This window comes from Mesorhizobium sp. M7A.F.Ca.CA.003.01.2.1 (genome assembly GCF_003998945.1).
Taxonomy (GTDB): domain Bacteria; phylum Pseudomonadota; class Alphaproteobacteria; order Rhizobiales; family Rhizobiaceae; genus Mesorhizobium; species Mesorhizobium ciceri.
On the sequence record NZ_RZRA01000837.1, the window covers coordinates 1 to 2,509 of the forward strand.

Genomic DNA, 2,509 nt, shown 5'->3' on the forward strand with positions numbered 1-2,509 from the left:
GATGATCACCACGTCGTAGCGATCCTTCGGCGTGGCGTCGCGCCAGGTGCGCTGCCAGTTCTTGTGGCCGGACAGGGCGGCACGAGCGAGCGAGAAGATCGAATATTTCATCAGTTCATTCCGAGGTCGCTCGCGTCGCGCTGGTGGTCAAATATCCAGCGTGTGGTCGCGCTCCCATTGCGTGAAGTGCGAAGCATAGGAATTCCATTCCTGGTGCTTCAGCTTTAGGTAGGCCGACGAGAAATCCTCACCCAGCGCCGCCTTGAGCGATTTGTCCTTGTCGAACTCGCGCAAGGCGTCGAGCAGGTTGAGCGGCAGTTTTGGCGCGCCCTTTACCGTATGGCCATGCTGGTACATGTCGATGTCGTAGCGCTTGCCAGGATCGGCCTTCGAGCGAATGCCGTCGAGGCCGGCGGCGATGATGACCGCTTGCAGGAGATAGGGATTGGCGGCGCCATCCGGCAGCCGCAGCTCGAAGCGGCCGGGGCCGGGCACCCGCACCATGTGGGTGCGGTTGTTGCCGGTCCAGGTCACCGTGTTCGGTGCCCAGGTCGCGCCCGAAATGGTGCGCGGCGCGTTGATGCGCTTGTAGGAATTCACCGTCGGGTTGGTGATCGCGGCCAGTGCGGAGGCATGTTTCATGATGCCGCCGAGGAAATTCCTGCCCTTGGCCGACAGGCCGAGCTCCATCGAATTGTCGGCGAAGACGTTGGTCTTGCCGGCCTTGTCCCAGACCGAGATATGCGCATGGCAGCCATTGCCGGTCAGGCCCTGGAAGGGCTTCGGCATGAAGGTCGCGCGCAGGCCATGCTTTTCCGCGATCGACTTGACCATGAATTTGAAGAACGAGTGCTTGTCGGCGGTCGCCAGCGCGTCGTCGAAGGCCCAGTTCATCTCGAACTGGCCGTTGGCGTCCTCATGGTCGTTCTGATAGGCGCCCCAGCCGAGCGCCAGCATGTGGTCGCAGATCTCGGCGATGACGTCGTAGCGCCGCATCACCGCTTGCTGGTCGTAGCAGGGTTTTGAGGCCGTGTCGTATTCGTCGGAGATCGTCTTGCCGTCAGGCGAGATCAGGAAGAACTCGGCCTCGACGCCGGTCTTGACATGCATGCCGTCGCTGGCGGCTTCCGCGATCAGCCGCTTCAGTGTGTTGCGCGGCGCCTGGTCGACCTCCTTGTCGTCCATGATGCAGTTGGCCGCCACCCAGGCGACCTCAGGCTTCCACGGCAGCTGGATCACCGAATCCGGATCCGGCACCGCAAGCATGTCGGGATGCGCCGGCGTCAGGTCCAGCCATGTGGCGAAACCGGCAAAGCCGGCGCCGTCCTTCTGCATGTCTGATATCGCCTGCGCCGGCACCAGCTTGGCACGCTGGCCACTGAACAGGTCAGTGTAGGAAATCATGAAATATTTGACGTTTTTCGCCCTTGCGAATTCAGCAAGATCAGTTGCCACGGTAGTTCCCCATTTTTATCGATTGTTGTTCCCGAGTATGCGGGAATCGGCCCTTCGTTGATCAGAAGCCGTTCTTCCCCGGTATCCAGTTGGTGCCGGCCAGCGGCACGCCGGCCATGGCGGCTGCCTCGATCGTCAGCGCGACCAGGTCCTCGGGTTCGAGATTGTGCAGGCTGTTCTTGCCGCACGCGCGGGCGATCGTTTGAGCCTCAAGCGTCATCACCTTGAGGTAGTTCGCCAGCCGGCGCCCGGCAGTCACCGGATCGACCCGCTTCATCAGTTCCGGATCCTGCGTGGTGATGCCGGCGGGGTCGCGCCCCTCGTGCCAATCGTCATAGGCGCCGGCCGTGGTGCCAAGCTCGTTGTACTCCGCCTCCCAGCGCGGATCGTTGTCGCCGAGCGCGACAAGGGCCGCCGTGCCGATCGAGACCGCGTCGACGCCGAGCGCCAGCGCCTTGGCGACATCGGCGCCGTTGCGAATGCCGCCGGAGACGATCAACTGCACCTTGCGGTGCATGCCGAGGTCCTGCAGCGCCTGCACGGCCGGCCTGATGCAGGCAAGCGTCGGCTGGCCGACATTTTCGATGAACACTTCCTGGGTGGCGGCGGTGCCGCCCTGCATGCCGTCGACGACAACGACATCGGCGCCGGCCTTCACGGCAAGCGCCGTGTCATAATAGGGGCGCGCGCCGCCGACCTTGACGTAGATCGGTTTTTCCCAGTCGGTGATTTCGCGCAATTCGAGGATCTTGATCTCGAGATCGTCGGGTCCGGTCCAGTCGGGATGGCGTGAGGCCGAGCGCTGGTCGATGCCTTTCGGCAGCGTGCGCATTTCGGCGACACGATCCGAAATCTTCTGGCCAAGCAGCATGCCGCCGCCACCCGGCTTGGCGCCCTGGCCGACGACGACCTCGATCGCATCGGCGCGGCGCAGATCGCGCAGGTTCATGCCGTAGCGCGACGGCAGATATTGATAGACCAGTTGCTTGGAATGGCCGCGCTCCTCCTCGGTCATGCCGCCGTCGCCCGTCGTGGTCGAGGTGCCCGACAGGGT

The 2,509-nt window shown here is 63.5% G+C and carries 2 protein-coding genes; both read right to left on the reverse strand.

Translation table 11 applies throughout. The annotated features are described in order from the left end of the window. Positions 1 to 147 precede the first annotated feature (147 nt). Complete coding sequence (gene glnT / locus EN969_RS26400; RefSeq protein ID WP_063167614.1) at positions 148 to 1,455, reverse strand: type III glutamate--ammonia ligase; 1,308 nt, start codon at positions 1,453 to 1,455, stop codon at positions 148 to 150. A gap of 61 nt (positions 1,456 to 1,516) precedes the next feature. Then, a partial coding sequence (locus tag EN969_RS26405; protein WP_127419529.1) for a glutamate synthase-related protein occupies positions 1,517 to 2,509 on the reverse strand: 993 nt, incomplete at its 5' end.